The 17,135-nt window shown below is 58.5% G+C and carries 15 protein-coding genes and 2 tRNA genes; 14 read left to right on the plus strand and 3 right to left on the minus strand.

What is annotated here, in order from left to right:
• The first annotated feature begins 67 nt into the window (after positions 1-67).
• From HU718_RS25635 to ychF, 8 genes are all read left to right on the plus strand, one after another.
• Entirely contained in the window at positions 68-1,792 is a 1,725-nt protein-coding gene (locus tag HU718_RS25635) for a tetratricopeptide repeat protein (protein ID WP_102901129.1), read from the plus strand.
• A gap of 3 nt (positions 1,793-1,795) precedes the next feature.
• Positions 1,796-2,413 (plus strand): lipoprotein insertase outer membrane protein LolB, encoded by a 618-nt coding sequence (gene lolB / locus HU718_RS25640; RefSeq protein WP_102901128.1) that lies wholly within the window; start codon positions 1,796-1,798, stop codon positions 2,411-2,413.
• 3 nt (positions 2,414-2,416) lie between these two features.
• Positions 2,417-3,268 carry a 4-(cytidine 5'-diphospho)-2-C-methyl-D-erythritol kinase gene (ispE, locus tag HU718_RS25645; protein ID WP_160041802.1) on the plus strand — a complete coding sequence of 284 codons (852 nt, stop codon included), beginning with the start codon at positions 2,417-2,419 and terminating at the stop codon, positions 3,266-3,268.
• A gap of 36 nt (positions 3,269-3,304) precedes the next feature.
• Positions 3,305-3,379: transfer RNA gene (locus HU718_RS25650), tRNA-Gln, on the plus strand.
• A gap of 45 nt (positions 3,380-3,424) precedes the next feature.
• Complete coding sequence (locus HU718_RS25655) at positions 3,425-4,366, plus strand: ribose-phosphate pyrophosphokinase (RefSeq protein ID WP_003171603.1); 942 nt, start codon at positions 3,425-3,427, stop codon at positions 4,364-4,366.
• Positions 4,367-4,508: 142 nt separating this feature from the next.
• Positions 4,509-5,111, plus strand: a complete 603-nt coding sequence (locus tag HU718_RS25660; RefSeq protein WP_034156037.1) for a 50S ribosomal protein L25/general stress protein Ctc — start codon at positions 4,509-4,511, stop codon at positions 5,109-5,111.
• A gap of 171 nt (positions 5,112-5,282) precedes the next feature.
• A complete protein-coding gene (gene pth, locus HU718_RS25665; protein ID WP_008079560.1) occupies positions 5,283-5,867 on the plus strand; it encodes an aminoacyl-tRNA hydrolase in 585 nt (194 codons plus the stop codon).
• A gap of 22 nt (positions 5,868-5,889) precedes the next feature.
• On the plus strand, positions 5,890-6,990 hold the full coding sequence (ychF, locus tag HU718_RS25670) for a redox-regulated ATPase YchF (RefSeq protein WP_016987222.1): 1,101 nt from the start codon (positions 5,890-5,892) through the stop codon (positions 6,988-6,990).
• Positions 6,991-7,173: 183 nt separating this feature from the next.
• Here ychF and HU718_RS25675 read toward each other — a convergent pair whose 3' ends face one another.
• On the minus strand, positions 7,174-8,391 hold the full coding sequence (locus tag HU718_RS25675) for an MFS transporter (RefSeq protein ID WP_186616457.1): 1,218 nt from the start codon (positions 8,389-8,391) through the stop codon (positions 7,174-7,176).
• Between the two features lie 333 nt (positions 8,392-8,724).
• On the opposite strand from HU718_RS25675, the gene HU718_RS25680 reads away from it, so the two are divergent.
• Both HU718_RS25680 and HU718_RS25685 read left to right on the plus strand, forming a co-directional pair.
• Positions 8,725-10,782 (plus strand): methyl-accepting chemotaxis protein, encoded by a 2,058-nt coding sequence (locus HU718_RS25680; protein ID WP_150707649.1) that lies wholly within the window; start codon positions 8,725-8,727, stop codon positions 10,780-10,782.
• A gap of 115 nt (positions 10,783-10,897) precedes the next feature.
• A tRNA-Met gene (locus HU718_RS25685) sits at positions 10,898-10,974 on the plus strand.
• Positions 10,975-11,042: 68 nt separating this feature from the next.
• On the opposite strand, the gene HU718_RS25690 is transcribed toward HU718_RS25685, so the two are convergent.
• On the minus strand, positions 11,043-11,441 hold the full coding sequence (locus HU718_RS25690; protein WP_225936823.1) for a helix-turn-helix domain-containing protein: 399 nt from the start codon (positions 11,439-11,441) through the stop codon (positions 11,043-11,045).
• A gap of 373 nt (positions 11,442-11,814) precedes the next feature.
• Between HU718_RS25690 and HU718_RS25695 the strand changes: the two genes are divergently transcribed.
• The 3 genes from HU718_RS25695 to HU718_RS25705 are packed head-to-tail and all read left to right on the plus strand — an operon-like array spanning position 11,815 to position 13,682.
• On the plus strand, positions 11,815-13,062 hold the full coding sequence (locus tag HU718_RS25695) for a pyocin-S2/colicin E7-DNase domain-containing protein (RefSeq protein WP_186616455.1): 1,248 nt from the start codon (positions 11,815-11,817) through the stop codon (positions 13,060-13,062).
• A gap of 4 nt (positions 13,063-13,066) precedes the next feature.
• Positions 13,067-13,330: a bacteriocin immunity protein gene (locus tag HU718_RS25700; RefSeq protein ID WP_150707646.1), complete on the plus strand. Its 264-nt coding sequence runs from the start codon at positions 13,067-13,069 to the stop codon at positions 13,328-13,330.
• Positions 13,317-13,682, plus strand: a complete 366-nt coding sequence (locus HU718_RS25705) for a bacteriocin immunity protein (RefSeq protein ID WP_318287318.1) — start codon at positions 13,317-13,319, stop codon at positions 13,680-13,682. The genes HU718_RS25700 and HU718_RS25705 overlap by 14 nt, the downstream gene beginning before the upstream one ends.
• 77 nt (positions 13,683-13,759) lie before the next feature.
• Here the strand turns inward: HU718_RS25705 and HU718_RS25710 are convergent, their stop codons facing one another.
• Positions 13,760-14,872, minus strand: coding sequence for a DUF2817 domain-containing protein (locus HU718_RS25710; protein WP_186616454.1), 1,113 nt, complete (start codon positions 14,870-14,872; stop codon positions 13,760-13,762).
• A gap of 261 nt (positions 14,873-15,133) precedes the next feature.
• Between HU718_RS25710 and ggt the strand changes: the two genes are divergently transcribed.
• On the plus strand, positions 15,134-16,966 hold the full coding sequence (gene ggt, locus HU718_RS25715) for a gamma-glutamyltransferase (protein ID WP_186616453.1): 1,833 nt from the start codon (positions 15,134-15,136) through the stop codon (positions 16,964-16,966).
• Positions 16,967-17,135: the final 169 nt, after the last annotated feature.

The raw sequence follows: 17,135 nt of genomic DNA on the forward strand, positions 1-17,135 counted from the left end.
TCGGTTATGTTTGGCCGAAGGCTTGTGTCATGATGATCCGACCGCAGGTTAGTCGTCCTCTTCCTATATGAATAGATCTTCCGCGTTGCTCCTCGCTTTTGTCTTCCTCAGCGGCTGCCAGGCCTTGGCTCCCGTTTCGCCGGACGGTACGCCGTCGGTTGAAGACACCACGCCCGCGCCTGAAAAGCCCAAGGTTTACAGCTCGTTCAGCGAGGAAACCGTTTTCAGCCTGTTGAGCGCCGAACTCGCCGGCCAGCGCAATCGTTTCGACATTGCTCTGGATAACTACGTGACCCAGGCCATCAATACGCAGGATCCGGGTGTCTCCGAACGCGCCTTCCGTATCGCCGAATATCTGGGCGCCGATCAACCGGCCCTCGATACCGCGCTGATCTGGGCGAAAAACGCCCCGGACGACCTCGAAGCGCAGCGCGCCGCTGCCGTGCAACTGGCGCGCGCCGGGCGTTATGACGACTCTATGGTCTATATGGAAAAGGTCCTGCAAGGCAAGGGCGATACCCATTTCGATTTCCTCGCGTTGTCGGCAGCGGATACCGATCAAGAAACCCGTAACGGCCTGATGAAAAGTTTTGACCGCTTGTTGCAGCGCCATCCGAACAACAGCCAGCTGATTTTCGGCAAAGCCCTGCTCTTGCAGCAGGACGGTGACAACAAAGCCGCACTGGCCCTGCTCGAAGACAATCCGCCGGATGACGGCGAGATCGCACCGATTCTGCTGCGCGCGCGCCTGCTGCAAATTCTCAACCGAGGCGACGAAGCGCTGCCTCTGCTGCAAAAAAGCATCAAGAAGTACCCGGACGACAAGCGCCTGCGCCTGACTTACGCGCGCATGCTGGTCGAACAGGACCGCATGGACGACGCCAAGGCCGAGTTCTCCAGCCTTGTGCAGCAATACCCGGAAGACGACGAGCTGCGTTACTCGCTGGCATTGGTCTGCCTGGAAGCCAAAGCCTGGGATGAAGCCAAGGGTTATCTGGAAGACTTGATCGCCCGTGAAAGCCACGTCGATTCGGCGCACCTGAACCTCGGTCGCATCGCCGAAGAACGCAACGACCCGCAAGGCGCGCTCATCGAGTACGCCCAGGTCGGCCCGGGCAACGATTATCTGCCGGCGCAATTGCGTCAGGCCGATATTCTGATGAACAACGGCAAAACCGCTGAAGCGCAGAGCAAACTCGCCGCCCAGCGTGACGAACAACCGGACTACGCGATTCAGTTGTACCTGATCGAATCGGAAACCCTGTCGGCCAATAAACAGGACGACAAGGCTTGGAAAGTCTTGCAGCAAGCCTTGCTGCAATACCCGGACGATCTGAATCTGCTCTATACCCGGGCCATGCTCGCGGAAAAACGCAATGACCTCGCGCAAATGGAAAAAGACCTGCGCCTGATCATCAAGCGTGATCCGGACAACGCCATGGCGCTCAACGCACTCGGCTACACCTTGTCCGATCGCACCACACGCTACGCTGAAGCCAAAGCGCTGATCGAGCAGGCACACCAGATCAACCCGGAAGACCCGGCCGTACTCGACAGCCTCGGCTGGGTGAATTACCGCCTGGGCAATCTGGATGACGCCGAGAAATATCTGCGTCAGGCGCTGGAGCGCTTCCCGGATCACGAAGTCGCCGCGCACCTGGGCGAAGTGTTGTGGACCAAGGGCAACCAGCGTGAAGCCAAACAAATCTGGGGCAAATTCCTCAAGGATCAGCCCGACAGCACCATTCTGCGCAGCACCATCAAGCGCCTGACCGGATCCGAGACTCTTTAACTCATGTTTTTGCGCCACGTTATTGTTTTCAGCTTCATCGCCCTGCTCGCTGGCTGCTCGGGTTTTGGCACTCGCGAATCGGTCGAGGGCCACGGCAGTCCGGCTCAATGGGCCGCGAACAAACAGCAACTGACCAGCCTCGACGGCTGGCAGATCGACGGCAAGATCGGCATCCGCGCACCGAAAGATTCGGGTAGCGGCACGCTGTTCTGGCTGCAACGTCAGGATTACTACGACATTCGTTTGTCCGGCCCGCTGGGTCGTGGCGCGGCACGTTTGACTGGGCGTCCGGGCAAGGTCTCGCTAGAAGTCGCCAACCAGGGTCGCTATGAATCGCAGTCCCCGGAAGCCCTGCTCGAAGAACAGCTCGGCTGGAAACTGCCGGTGTCGAATCTGGCCTGGTGGGTCCGTGGTCTGCCCGCTCCGGACAGCAAAAGTCGCCTGAATCTGGATGCCGACAGCCGCCTGGCCAACCTCGAACAGGATGGCTGGAAAGTCGAATACACCGCCTACACCGAACAAAACGGTTACTGGTTGCCGGAGCGCATCAAGCTGCACGGCACTGATCTTGACGTGACGCTGGTGATCAAGACCTGGCAACCGCGCAAGCTGGGACAATAACCGATGACCGCTGCACGCCTGACCCTGCCCTCGCCGGCCAAACTCAACTTGATGCTGCACATTCTCGGGCGCCGTGAAGACGGTTATCACGAGTTGCAGACGCTGTTTCAGTTTGTCGACTACGGCGATGAAATCACTTTTGCCGTGCGTGATGACGGCGTGATTCAATTGCACACCGAATTCGCCGGCGTGCCGCATGACAGCAACCTGATCGTGCGCGCGGCGAAAATGCTTCAGCAACAGTCCGGTTGCACGCTCGGCATCGATATCTGGATTGATAAAGTCCTGCCAATGGGCGGCGGCATCGGTGGCGGCAGTTCGAATGCGGCGACGACTTTGCTCGGCCTGAATCATCTGTGGCAGTTGGGTTGGGATGAGGATCGCCTGGCCGCACTGGGCCTGACACTCGGTGCCGACGTGCCGGTTTTTGTCCGTGGTCACGCGGCGTTTGCCGAGGGCGTGGGCGAGAAACTCACCCCGGTGAATCCCGAAGAACCGTGGTATCTGGTGCTCGTGCCGCAAGTCTCTGTTAGTACGGCAGAAATTTTTTCCGATCCTTTGTTGACACGTAACACGCCGCCCATTAAAGTGCGCCCCGTTCCCGAGGGAAACAGTCGAAATGACTGCTTGCCGGTGGTTGCAAGGCGTTATCCAGAAGTACGTAACGCATTGGATTTGTTAGGTAAATTTACCGAAGCAAAACTCACCGGAACTGGAAGTTGTGTGTTTGGGGGCTTCCCAAGCAAAGCTGAAGCTGATAAAGTCTCGGCCCTTCTGACAGAGACCCTTACAGGGTTTGTAGCCAAAGGCAGCAACGTTTCGATGTTGCACCGCAAGCTGCAAAGTCTGCTCTAAAGGAACCAAGTGCACGGCACTTGATGCAACAGATACAGGGGCGTCGCCAAGCGGTAAGGCAGCAGGTTTTGATCCTGCCATGCGTTGGTTCGAATCCAGCCGCCCCTGCCATTTTCTATACTCATCCAGGTTACCCTCAGCCTCTAGGTACTGCGCGTGTCCAAGATGATGGTCTTTACGGGGAACGCTAACCCCGATCTGGCTCGGCGTGTTGTACGTCAGCTGCATATCCCTCTCGGTGACATCTCTGTCGGTAAGTTCTCCGACGGCGAAATTACTGCCGAGATCAATGAAAACGTTCGCGGTAAAGACGTTTTCATTATTCAGCCGACTTGCGCTCCGACCAACGATAACCTGATGGAACTGGTAGTGATGGCTGACGCCTTCCGCCGCTCCTCGGCTACTCGTATCACTGCTGTTATTCCTTATTTTGGTTATGCCCGTCAGGATCGCCGTCCGCGTTCCGCACGTGTGGCTATCAGCGCGAAAGTCGTTGCTGACATGCTTACCGTAGTCGGCATCGACCGTGTTCTCACGGTTGATCTGCATGCTGACCAGATTCAGGGTTTCTTCGATATTCCGGTAGATAACATCTACGGCTCCCCGGTTCTGGTGGATGACATTGAAGATCAGCGCTTCGAAAACCTGATGATCGTGTCCCCGGACATTGGTGGCGTCGTGCGTGCACGTGCCGTTGCCAAATCCCTGGGTGTGGATCTCGGGATCATCGACAAACGCCGTGAGAAAGCCAATCACTCTGAAGTGATGCATATCATCGGTGATGTCGAAGGGCGTACCTGCATTCTGGTCGATGACATGGTCGATACCGCCGGCACTCTGTGCCACGCGGCCAAGGCCCTGAAAGAGCATGGCGCAGCCAAGGTCTTTGCCTATTGCACACACCCTGTGCTGTCGGGTCGGGCCATCGAGAATATCGAAAATTCCGTGCTGGACGAGCTGGTGGTGACTAACACCATCCCGCTGTCCGCTGCAGCACAAGCCTGTGCACGTATCCGTCAACTGGATATCGCACCGGTTGTTGCCGAAGCGGTTCGCCGCATCAGCAATGAAGAATCGATCAGCGCGATGTTCCGTTAAGGGCCCTGCCCTTCGCGAAATGTCTCGTTGACGAAAAGCGCCCCGCCCCGGCATTCCTGCCGGGGCGGGGCTTTTTTGCCCATACCGTGTTTGGCGCTGGTCGCAAACGCCACTCCGGTCATGGCTATTTTGGAGATACAAAATGAACGATTTTACTCTGAATGCTGAAGTGCGTTCCGACCTGGGGAAAGGTGCGAGCCGCCGCCTGCGTCGTCTCGCCGCTCTGGTTCCAGCTGTTGTTTACGGTGGCGAAAAAGCCCCTGAATCCATCAGCATGCTGGCCAAAGAAGTTGCCAAACTGCTCGAAAACGAAGCGGCTTACAGCCACGTTATCGAACTGAACGTTGGCGGCAAAAAGCAGAACGTCATCATCAAAGCTCTGCAACGTCACCCGTCCAAGGGTCACGTTCTGCACGCTGACTTCGTACGCGTCGTAGCCGGTCAGAAACTGACCGCTATCGTGCCTGTGCACTTTGTTGGTGAAGAAGCTCCGGTCAAGAAAGGCGGCGAGATCTCGCACGTCCTGAACGAAATCGAAGTGACTTGCCTGCCGAAAGATCTGCCTGAATTCATCGAAGTCGACCTGTCGGCTCTGGAAATCGGCGCAATCGTCCACCTGTCCGACATCAAAGCCCCTAAAGGCGTTGAGTTCGTTGCACTGGCTCACGGTGACGACAAAGCTGTTGCAAACGTACACGCTCCACGCGTTGCTCCAGAAGCTACCGAAGAAGGCGCAGCAGAGTAATTCACTCTGTTTAGCCTGAGTGAGCAAGTAACATCGCGGACTGGAACGTAGCGAGAAAGCGGGCGAGAACGCGGAGTTTACATCCATGGTAAATGAGCATTTTTCGTCCACTTTCGCCGCTTTCCCTGATCGCGGCGATGTTACTCACCACTCAAAGGAAGGGCCCCTATCGTGACTGCCATCAAACTGATCGTTGGCCTGGGAAATCCAGGCGCCGAATACGACCAGACCCGGCATAACGCAGGGGCCCTTTTTGTTGAGCGTATCGCCCACGCACAGAATGTGAATCTTGTGGCCGATCGCAAATATTTCGGCCTGACCGGGCGCTATTCGCATCAGGGTCAGGATGTTCGTCTGCTGATTCCCACCACTTACATGAACCGCAGCGGCCAGGCCGTGGCGGCACTCGCCGGTTTCTTCCGCATCAAGCCTGAAGAAATCCTCGTGGCACATGACGAACTCGACCTGCCTCCGGGCGTTGCCAAGCTCAAGCAGGGCGGCGGCCATGGCGGTCACAACGGGTTGCGCGACATCATTGCGCAACTGGGAAATCAGAATACGTTCTACCGCCTGCGGCTTGGCATTGGCCACCCGGGCGTCGCCAGTATGGTTTCAAATTTCGTCCTGGGTCGTGCGCCACGCGCCGAACAGGAAAAACTCGATGCCAGCATCGACTTTGCCCTCGGCGTGCTGCCGGATATCCTCGCCGGGGAATGGAACCGCGCGATGAAAAACCTGCACAGCCAGAAGGCCTGACTCTACTCCGAGGGGAAACACCATGGGATTCAATTGCGGCATCGTCGGCCTGCCTAACGTCGGCAAGTCCACCCTGTTCAACGCCCTGACCAAATCCGGTATCGCGGCCGAGAACTTCCCCTTCTGCACCATCGAGCCGAACAGCGGCATCGTGCCGATGCCGGATCCGCGTCTGGACGCTCTGGCGGCCATCGTCAATCCAAAGCGCATCCTGCCGACCACCATGGAATTCGTCGACATCGCTGGCCTGGTTGCCGGCGCCTCGAAAGGTGAAGGCCTGGGCAACAAGTTCCTCGCCAACATCCGCGAAACCGACGCGATCGCTCACGTCGTGCGCTGCTTCGAAGACGAAAACGTGATCCACGTTTCCAACAGCGTCGACCCGAAGCGCGATATCGAAATCATCGACCTGGAACTGATCTTCGCCGACCTCGACAGCTGCGAGAAACAACTGCAAAAAGTCGCGCGCAATGCCAAGGGCGGTGACAAGGACGCAGTCGTTCAGAAAGCTCTGCTGGAGCAATTGATCGCGCACTTCACCGAAGCCAAGCCGGCGCGCAGCCTGATGAAGAACATGAGCGCCGACGAAAAAGCGGTGATCAAGGGCTTTCACCTGCTGACCACCAAACCGGTCATGTACATCGCCAACGTCGCTGAAGACGGTTTCGAGAACAACCCGCACCTGGACGTGGTTCGCGCCATCGCCGAAGAAGAAGGCGCCATGGTTGTTCCGGTCTGCAACAAGATCGAAGCAGAAATCGCCGAGCTCGATGACGGTGAAGAGAAGGACATGTTCCTCGAGGCCCTGGGCCTGGAAGAGCCTGGCCTGAACCGCGTGATCCGCGCCGGCTACGAAATGCTGCACCTGCAGACCTACTTCACCGCCGGTGTCGAAGAAGTCCGCGCCTGGACCGTCAAAGTCGGCGCCACCGCACCTCAAGCTGCCGGCGTGATCCACACCGACTTCGAGAAAGGCTTCATCCGCGCCGAAGTGATCGCCTACAACGACTTCATCCAGTACAAGGGCGAAGCCGGTACCAAAGAGGCCGGTAAATGGCGTCTGGAAGGCAAGGATTACATCGTCAAGGACGGCGACGTGATGCACTTCCGCTTCAACGTGTAAGCGTTACGCCCAAGAAAAAGCCGCGTCTGATACGCGGCTTTTTTGTGCCTGAAATTTACTGCTGAACCTATCTCCCCTGTGGGAGCGAGCCTGCTCGCGAAGAGGGAGTGTCATTCACATCTCTGCGGATGACACACCGCATTCGCGAGCAGGCTCGCTCCCTCAGTTGGGAATAGTGTGGCGTCAGACCTTTTTAGTGCGCGGCAAGAAGATCGCCAACACGCCAAACAATGGCAGGAACGAACACAGGAAATACACGTACTCAATCCCGTGCACATCCGCCAGATGCCCCAGCAACGCCGCGCCAATCCCGCCAAAACCAAACATCAAACCGAAGAAGATTCCGGCGATCATCCCGACATTGCCCGGCACCAGTTCCTGCGCGTACACCACGATCGCCGAGAACGCCGAAGCCAGAATGAAGCCGATCACCACGCTGAGAACGCTGGTCCAGAACAGATCAACGTGAGGCATAAGCAGCGTAAACGGCGCCACGCCGAGGATCGAGAACCAGATCACCGCCTTACGGCCGATCTTGTCGCCGATCGGCCCGCCGAAGAACGTCCCCGCCGCCACCGCGCCCAAGAACAGGAACAGGTGCAACTGCGAACTGGCCACCGACAAGTCGAACTTCTCGATCAGGTAGAACGTGAAATAACTGGTGAGGCTGGCCATGTAGAAATACTTGGAGAACACCAACAGCCCCAGCACCACCAGCGCACTGGTCACCCTGCCCTTCGACAGCCCGTGAGTCGCTGCCTGACCGGCCTTGAGCTTGAACAGGTTGAGGTGATGGGCGTACCAGCGACTGATGCGGTACAGCACGAACAGCGCAAACACCGCGAACAAGCCGAACCACGCCACATTGCCTTGGCCGAACGGGATGATGATCGCCGCCGCCAGCAACGGGCCGAAGGCCGAACCTGCGTTACCGCCGACCTGGAAGGTCGATTGCGCCAACCCAAAGCGTCCGCCCGAAGCCAGTCGGGCAATCCGCGAAGCCTCAGGGTGGAACGTCGAGGAGCCGATACCGATCAGCGCTGCCGCCAGCAGAATCAACGGAAAACTGCCGACCATCGACATCATCACGATGCCAATCAGCGTACAGATCGAACCGGCCGGCAATAGCCACGGTTTCGGGTGCCGATCGGTGTGATAACCGACCCACGGCTGCAACAAAGATGCGGTCAGCTGAAAGGTCAGAGTAATTAGCCCGACCTGAGTAAAGGTCAGGCCGTAATTGGCCTTGAGCATCGGGTAGATCGACGGCAGCACCGACTGGATCAGGTCGTTGATCAAATGCGCCAGCGCCACCGCGCCGATGATACGCATCACCAATGGGCTGCTTTGCGGAGCAGCGGGCGCCGAGGCAGCGGCGGTCTGAACGTTGCTGATAGCCATGAAAGTTTCCGGACAGCAGATGGGTGCACGCAGGCAGGTGCGTCAATGTGCCATTTTTCGGTGCGCCAGCGCCATCCCCTTAGCCAGCTAACTAACTGACTGGTCGTCGACTGCAAAGTGATAGCGCAACGCCATGGTCTGAATCTTGCCTTGCTTCTCCCCTTGAACGCGGGCGCCTTACAAAGGCGACCGACAATGGGAAGTTTCGCTACAGAGCCGGCCTACAGAGCGGGCGAGAGTGAACTTTCGAGGCCTTTTAGCAGGGCACAACATCCAGGTCGCACGACCGCGATGCACGCCATTGGTGCGTGGTGTCCAGAGGAGTCATGGGGCATGCAGGCTTTCCTTTCACCGGGGATCAAATTGCTGGGGCGGTTTGGCTTCGCAGGTAAATTCCAGTTGTTGTTTCTGCTGTTCATTCTGCCGTTGGCCGGCAGCCTGTTAATGATCGGCCAGGACTATCGCGACAAACTCAATCTGATTTCCGGCGAACGCGCCGGCGTACGCCAGTTGCTCGCGCTGGATGCGCTGGACAACCTGCTCGCCGCGCAACGTGATCGCGCTGCCCGCTGGCGCGCCACGGAAACCAATCGCCAACCGACGCCGGCCACTCTCGCTGCCATGGCCGCGTTCGACGCGGTGCAACCAGCGGTTCTGCAAGCGACCACGGATTTGGGCGCCGCCCTGAAAAACGAAGGCGCTGAAGGCGAAACCCTCACCCGCTATCAAGCACTGCAAACCGCACTCAATGGTCTGGATTCAAAAAGCCTGAGCAGCGTCGGTTGGTGGCCGGACGGTTACGACCGCTTCACCAACGCCCTCAGCGCCCTGCAAGCGTTGCGCGAGCAGATCGTCATGGACAATCGCCTGACCCTCGCACCGTGGCTGGAAACCTATCTGCTGACACAAATTTCCACGCAGCACGCGCCGGATCTCATCGAACGGGTCGGACGCCTCGCTGCAGTCGGCCAGGCATCGGTCGTCTCCGGCCAATTCACCCTGCAAAGCCGTCTGCAATTGCGCGACCTGCGCAGCCGCATCGGTGACGCCCGCGAGCAGCTGGTCAAAACTGCCACGCTGCTCGAAGCACGCCTGCCGAAAGATCAGCAGAGCTGGGCCAACCAATACCACAACAGCCTCAAACACCTCGACAGCGGTCTGAAGGTGCTGGATGACGGCGTGTTCGGCGGCTCTATCAATCTCAAACCGGAAGAATTCGAACGCAGCCTCGATGCGCTGCTGACCGACCTCGCCGCCCTGCGCCAGCAATCGCTGGTGTCGCTGGATCAGCGCCTCGACGCCTACCACAGCTCGGCGATTCGCCAATTCATCATCGTCGCTACAATCTTCGGCTGCCTGCTACTCGCGGCGCTGTATTTGTTCGTCTGCCTGCAAGCCTCGATCCGTCGCAGTGCCAGCGGCATCACCCTGCTCGCCGAAGCCCTGCGCGATGGCAACCTCAGCCTGCAAGTGCCGGTGGTGGGCCGTGATGAACTGGCCGCGATCAGCACCGCACTCAACGTTGCCGTGGTGCAACTGCGCACGAGCATGCTTGGTGTCGATCACGAAACCTCGCAACTGAGCAACGCGGTACGCAGCCTCAACGAGCATTCCAGCGGCGCTCTCGGCGAAGTCGAGGCACAACAGTTGCAGATCAGCCAGATCGCCGCAGCCGCCACGCAATTGGCCGCAACGTCGCAAGGCGTGGCGCAGAGTTGCGAACAGGCTTCTGGCAGCGCCCAACACACCCGGCGCATCGCCGCCGACAGCAGCCGCGACAGCCAGCGCACCACGGCGAGTATTCAGCAACTCAATCAGCGTTTGAATGAAACGGCTGCGGCGTTGGGCCGGGTCAGTGAACAAGGTCAGCAGATTCAATTGGTGGTCGACACCATTCGCGGTGTTGCCGAACAGACCAACCTGCTGGCGCTCAACGCAGCCATCGAGGCTGCTCGTGCGGGTGAACAGGGTCGCGGCTTTGCCGTAGTAGCCGATGAGGTGCGCAGCCTGTCGCAACGTACGCAGTCGTCCACCGCGCAAATCGCCGGCACGGTCGACAGCCTGCGCGCCACGGTCAACGAAGCCGTGAGTTTGATGGAAGCTGCATGCGGCCAGGCGCAAACCGATGCCGAGTCGGTCACCGGTCTCGGTGAACGCCTGGGCGAAATCGCCAGCGCCGTGCAGAGCGTCACCGACACGTTGGCGCAGATCGCCACGGCGGTTGAGGAGCAAGCGAGTACCGCCGACGAAGTCAGCGGCAATATCCAGCAGGTCGATCAGGCGGCCGTGCGTTTGCTCGAAGGCGCACGGGCGGTGAATCTTGCGGCGGATACCCTGAGTCAGGGCAGCCACGCCCTGAGCGCCAATACGGCAAGATTTCAGCTGCGTTGATGCCCCGCCCGGCCCGGATTTTCCGGGCTGGAGGATAAGCGGTTGAAAATAAGAAGAAATATTTTAAATTTACGCTTGACGCTTTTCCATTTCAGGGGAATAATGCGCGCCACTTGGCTACATAGCTCAGTTGGTTAGAGCATAGCATTCATAATGCTGGGGTCCGGGGTTCAAGTCCCTGTGTAGCCACCAAGTACTAAAAACGGCTTACCGAAAGGTAGGCCGTTTTTTTATGCCTCGAGAAAAGTCTCGGTAATCTGTTACTTCAATACATCCTTCTCTTCGTCGCTCGCTTTGGTCGCTGCCTGTACGATCAGGGCGTCGAGCATCTGCGCAATGACCTTCTGCTGGACCTTCGAAAGCTCATTGATGGACTGCAGCCGTCGATACCACGTCGAGGTCAAGCTGCGTCTGGGCGTCTCCGTGTACGAGGGAACCCCGAGCAGGTCTTCAACAGGCACGCGCAGCGCAAATGCCATCTTCACCAGCGTAGTGACCGGCATGCTGCGGGTGCCCTCCTCGTAGCCCTGAAAGGTTTGCCGGGAAAGACCTAAAGCCCGGGCAAACCGAGTCTGTGTGATCTCGTGCACTGTGCGTAAGTGAGCAATGCGACTGCCCATCGCCACCAGAAAATCGCGATCCTCATTGGAAATACTCATGACAATGGCCGACTGAAAATAGAGTTGAATGGCAACGGACTCGTCCTTTTCATCTGAAATCCATCCTGGAAAAACAACAGAAAACATCCTCAGGTAAAGGCGCGTAAGTTGTCGACCTGAAAAATCTGTAGGAAATATTCAGACGCACCCGCCATGCAAAGCGAAAGACTACAAGCACGAAACACCCCGGGGTCATCTGAATCAATCCCCAATCAACAGCCTGAGAGAGCGCTGTAGGAAACAGTTCCGATTCAGGTACGAATTGGATTTTTCGTAAAACCACGCGCCTGAAAGTCACCCCATCGGTTTGCCCGAATCCCCCATTGACCGACAAGCTTTCCTGGCTCGATTCAAAGCCATACAGGGAGTTGGCATGGCTCGATTCAAATCTCTCTTCGATGAAGATTGGCCTTGGGAACGTCCGAGATGGAACGGCTCGTGGGCCGCTTGGAATCCGCCTCCCCCGCCGGAGCCGGTGTACGTCGAAAAGGATGAATGGCCAACGCCCAAGCCCAGCGAAGATCAGGTGTTCGCCAAGTCCTGCACTGTGGATAACTGGTGCCGAACGGACGCCGGTACGGCACCCGAACCCACCAGCAACTTCGGCAAGATCATGGTCGCCGGCGCCATGCTCTTGCCCTCTGCCAGCACCGCTGTCGCGACAGCGATAGGCGCCGATCTGGCCTTGGGGCGTTTGGCGGGCGGTGGGATTCTGCAACAGCGCCTCAACTGGGCGATTCGCGGCGCTGCTGGGCCGGCCAGCGTGTTCGTCCTCGGGATGCTGCCGACCCGCATGGGCGACGGCACGCTGCACACCGACGAACAACTGCGCCGCATGAGCCGCGCCCCCACTCGTGTGCGCTTCCAGTTTCGGCGTGACGCCGAAGGGATCATGCAGGTTTACGGCATCCACTCCGGCGCTTCGGGCGATGACTCGGTGCGTACTGTCAAAGTCGAGTGGAACAGCGACAAGACTGCCATGGAGGCCAAGCTCAACGGCATTACGATTTTGTGGACGCCGCAACGCGGGCCACTCGGTTCAATGCCGCCGCTGGTTTATCCCGAACACGGCGAGCAACTGAACACGATCCTTGTTCATCCGATTCCCGAGAACACGGATACCCAGATAGAAGGCCTGCCCGGCGAGGACATTACTGCCGAGGATTGTATTCTGGTGTTCCCGGCGGACACGGGGCTTAAGTCGCTGTATGTGGTGTTTTCGAGGCCGGCCAGACTGACGCCGGGTACGGTGACGGGTGTTGGTGAGGATGTGTTGGGGATATGGCTTGCTGGGGCGGGAACGGGGATCGGTGCGCCGATTCCGACACGGATTGCGGATAGGCTCAGGGGGCGGGAGTTTTCAAGCTTCGATGCCTTCAGAAAGGCGTTTTGGACTGAGGTTGTGAATGATCCAGATTTGCGCAGCCAATTCATCCCGGACAATATTGAACGGATGCAGAATGGCAATGCGCCAAAGGCCCGTTACAGGGATTCCAATGGTTCAAAAGGCTCCTTTGAAATTCATCATGTCGATCCAATTTCAAAGGGTGGCGAGGTTTATCACGTAGACAATTTGCGGATCAACACGCCAAAAAACCACGCAGATATTCATCGGAAATAATTCAATGAAAAGCAACCTTTCTGACTATACCGAAGCAGAGTTTCTAAGCTTTCTGCAAGAGATTCGAGCCGCCAACAAAAACGCTCCAGATGAAGTTCTCGACCCGCTGTTAAGCCACTTTTGCACCATCACCGGACATCCAGATGGAACGGACTTGATCTACTACCCAGAAGATGGGGCAGATAATTCCAACGAAGGAATCATCGAAACCGTGAAAAGGTGGCGCGCCGCGCAGGGTTTACCAGGGTTCAGCGGTGCAAACACCTGAATGTAGTCAAGCTGCCAGTAAATTATTCACACAGGCCGGGGACTCACCCTATCCACAGTCACATCAAGAACAAGGTGACAACCTGAACGATCCATTTATCAAAAGCAGCTTCTCGGACTACACCGAACAAGGCTTCGCCGAATTCATAGACGAAATCCGAAAGGAAGATAAGGCGCCAACGGATGAGCGTGCGGATGTTCTGGTGCGGCACTTCAACGAGGTTGTTGGCCACCCAAGCGGGATGGACCTCATTTATTACCCTGAACCCGGAGCTGACACGTCGTCCGCTGGTATCGCCGGCACAATTGCAGCATGGCGTGTAGCCAACGGTCTGACAGGGTTTAAGCAGTAAGTGCTTTTAAATATCTCGAGACAACCCCGAACTTTTGACGAGAGGATAAACCTCCTCACCACAACGCTATGTCTGACCTACTCAGGTTTCTCTGTCGACAGGGCTAAGAACCCCTTCGCCCAAATCTGCCGAGTGCGCAACCCCACCATCGCCCGCCAATCCGGATCAGCCGGGTAAAACTGCTCCAGCAGATTCAACTTGATCCCCCGCCCCGTCGCATCAAGCGGATCGCCATGCAAATGCAACCAATGGTCATCACGCAAATGCCGATGCACATCCGGCCCCGGATACGTCCCGCACTCGATCACGAACGGCATCAGTTGCACGCTCGGCAACGCATTGAGCAACGCCTGCGAGGTGTACCCGGTAGCCGTCGCTGCCACACCGGTTTCGCTCAAGGTGTCGGCGCCGGTGTGCAGGGTGTAAAGCCATGGACCATAAATCGCCTGGGCTTGCGCGAATGCCGGGTACGGCGCCTGGGTGATGGTCAGCAACATCGGATGACCGTACTCACCGGCGCCGGTGTGCAGGTCGAAACACATTACGGTTTCAGCGCCAGCCAGATGCGCGTCGATTATTTGATGCAGCGTGCGATTCGACCAGCTCGGCGCGCGGCCGCCGTAAAACAGTCCATCGGGATGACTGTGCTGACCGCCCTCGACAATCGACATCACCGCCGGCCAGCCGTGTTCTTTGATCTGCGCATCGAGCAAGGCATCCGCGCGTTGGCGCTCGGGGCCGTGCAAATCGGTGCAGGCGTAGATTTCATGCAGTGCGGCGTAAGCGCGGTTATCCGGTAGCGGCCCGGTGAAGTCCAGGTGATTGCGGTTGAGGTCGATGTTGTCTTCGTTGACCCGGCGCAACCATGCCGTGCCCCATGGGTTGATCAGGTGCACCATGACCACCGCGACATCCTTGGGCAGTGAGCCGGGTTCGAAGGTTTTCAGCCAATCGATCTGACAATCCGAACCGTAATAGCCCTCGACGCCGTGCGTACCGCTGAGCGCTACCAGTCGGCGCTTGGCCAGGGGATCGCCGAGCACGGCGACGTCGGTGCTCAGTGGTTCGCCGAAGGGGCCGCAGCGTGGATGTGCGTAGGAGGTGAGCGTGGCGCCGGCGGCATTGGCGGCGGTGATGAACTGTTCGCGTTGATCGCGGTAGCTGGATTCGGCGGGGAACTCGCTGTGCATGCTTGGCCTCTTGTTGGTTTTGTATTTGTGGGAGCGAGCCTGCTCGCGAAGCGGTGTTTCATTCAATATTCAGGCTGGCTGATACACCGCATTCGCGAGCAGGCTCGCTCCCACAGGGGCATATTTCAGTTCGATGAGTTTGAGGTTGACCCTAGCGAACATACGCCCCGAAAAGAAAGACAAAAATGCCCACCGGTTTGCGTCGCGACCGGGCGGTCGATAAAGTCCCTGAGACTTTTATCCCACGGACGGAGAGCCCGCGTGTTTTCAGCCTTGCCCTTGAGCCGCTTTCGCCTGCCTGCCCTGACGCTGATCATCAGCGCCCTGACCCTCACCGCGTGCAACGCCCCGCCCTCTTCGACCTTGCCGCTGGCACCGGAAGCCGCGTCCGGTTTCCGCACCGATCTGCAAACCCGTCACGCCAGCCAACACATGGCCGCTGCTGCCAATCCCTTGGCTGCGGAAGCCGGTCGCGAGATGCTGCGTCAGGGCGGCTCGGCGATTGATGCGGCGATTGCGATGCAAGCGGTGCTGACCCTGGTTGAGCCGCAATCGTCCGGGATCGGCGGCGGCGCGATGATCGTGTTGTGGGACGGCAAACAGGTGCGCACGTATGACGGTCGCGAAACCGCACCGGCCGGCGCCACCGAGAAGCTGTTCTTGCGTGCCGATGGCCAGCCGATGTCGTTCCCGCAGGCGCAGATCGGCGGTCGTTCGGTCGGTACGCCGGGCGTGCTGCGCGCGCTGGAAATGGCGCATAAACAACACGGTCGTCTGCCATGGGCGAAGCTGTTTGAACCGGCGATCAAACTGGCCGAGCAAGGCTTTGCGATATCCCCACGTTTGCACTCGCTGCTGGAATCAGATCCAGTCATCCGCAAGTCGCCGGATATGGCCAAGTACTTCCTTAACACCGATGGCAGCGTCAAAGCCGTCGGCACGCGCCTGCAAAACCCGGCATTGGCCGCCGTGCTCAAACGCATCGCCAATGAAGGCGCGGACGCACTGTACAAAGGCCCGATCGCCGAAGAAATCGTCGCCAAGGTGCAAGGCCACGCCAACCCCGGCAGCCTGTCGCTGAACGATCTGCAGCACTATCAAGCCAAGGAACGCGCGCCACTGTGCACCGATTACAAACGCTGGCAGGTCTGCGGCATGCCGCCGCCGTCGTCGGGCGGGATCGCCGTGGCGCAGATTCTCGGCACGTTGCAGGCGCTGGAAACCCGCGATCCACGTCTTTCGCTGACACCCCTCAAACCGGTGAAAACCGATAAACCGGCCGGCATTGAACCGGATCCGCAAGCCGTGCATCTGATCGCCGAAGCCGAACGCCTGGCCTATGCCGATCGCGCGCAATACGTCGCCGACACCGACTTCGTGCCAGTGCCGGTCAAAGGCCTGGTCGATCCGGGTTATCTGGCCAGCCGCGCCAGCCTGATCGGCGAACGCAGCATGGGCAGCGCCAAACCGGGCACGCCGCCGGGCGTGCAGGTTGCCTACGCGCCGGACCGTTCGCCGCTGCGCATCTCCACCTCGCAAGTGGTCGCGGTGGATGACCTCGGCGGCGCGGTGTCGATGACCACCACCATCGAAGCCGCGTTCGGCTCGCACCTGATGGTTCAGGGTTTCCTGCTCAACAACCAGATGACCGACTTCTCGTTCATCCCCGAAGAGAACGGCCAGAAAGTCGCCAACCGTGTCGAACCCGGCAAACGCCCGCGCTCGTCGATGGCGCCAACACTGATCTTCGATCGCCACAGTGGCGAATTCGTCGCCACGGTCGGCTCGCCGGGCGGTTCGCAAATCATCGAATACGTGGCCAAAACCACTGTAGGCCTGCTCGACTGGCACCTCGACCCGCAAAGCGCCATCAGCCTGCCCAACTTCGGCAGCCGCAACGGCCCCACCGAACTGGAACAAGGCCAGTTCAGCCCGGCGCTGATTCAGGCGCTGAAAGACAAAGGGCATGCGGTGAATGAAATCGACATGACCAGCGGCACACAAGCCATCGTGCGGGTCAAGGATGCGCAGGGGAAGGCGTCGTTGGAGGGTGGCGCGGATCCACGGCGTGAAGGGGAAGCGTTGGGGGATTGAGGCTAGGAGGCAAACAAAAAAGGCTTACCGCGAGGTAGGCCTTTTGTTTAGCACACTGCGTATTTCAAATCGGGATGTTTAAAAACTGCGAGATAAACAGAGAACCGTCCCACAAGGTTTTCAGGTTGTCCGTCGGACGTCAGCTCTCTAGCCTGTACTCGTCGCTGCC

Source organism: Pseudomonas tensinigenes, from assembly GCF_014268445.2.
Classification (GTDB): Bacteria; Pseudomonadota; Gammaproteobacteria; order Pseudomonadales; family Pseudomonadaceae; genus Aquipseudomonas; species Aquipseudomonas tensinigenes.